Source organism: Streptomyces sp. ATLC9, assembly GCF_057196705.1.
In genome coordinates this window covers 1-409 of the sequence record NZ_JBXUOY010000610.1, presented here as the reverse complement: position 1 = coordinate 409, position 409 = coordinate 1, and the positions used below count along the sequence as shown (strand labels likewise).

The 409-nt window shown below is 81.7% G+C and carries 1 protein-coding gene; it reads right to left on the bottom strand.

Translation table 11 applies throughout. The features are described from left to right. On the bottom strand, positions 1–409 hold a 409-nt coding region (locus tag AC2CJA_RS27300; RefSeq protein ID WP_484605288.1), incomplete at both ends, for a TIGR02234 family membrane protein.

Here is a 409-nt window from a genome sequence, read left to right as displayed (position 1 = left end):
GCCCGACATCGCGGGCCAGCGGCCCCCGTGGCGCAGGGCCAGCAGCCCGGCGGCCAGCAGGGCCGCGCCTCCCAGTGCGGCGACGTAGGGCCAGGGGCCGAAGGAGACGGCCTCGACCGAGCCCCGGGCCAGCCCGCTGGCCTCGGCCGCCTTCGCCTCCAGCGCGCTCCGGTCGCCCGCCCCCAGGAGGGCGGCGGCGACGGTGCCCGCACCGCACAGGGACAGCAGCACGGCGACCAGCGTGCGGCCGGTGCGGCGCACGGCGAAGACGGCGACCAGCGCGGCGAGGCCGACCAGCGCCAGGGCGCCGGGCAGCCCGGTCACCTCGCCGCCCTCGACCCGGACCGGCACCTCGCCGCGGGCCAGGGCGGCGGTGCCCTCGCCCCAGACCTGCCCGGCGGCCACGAGC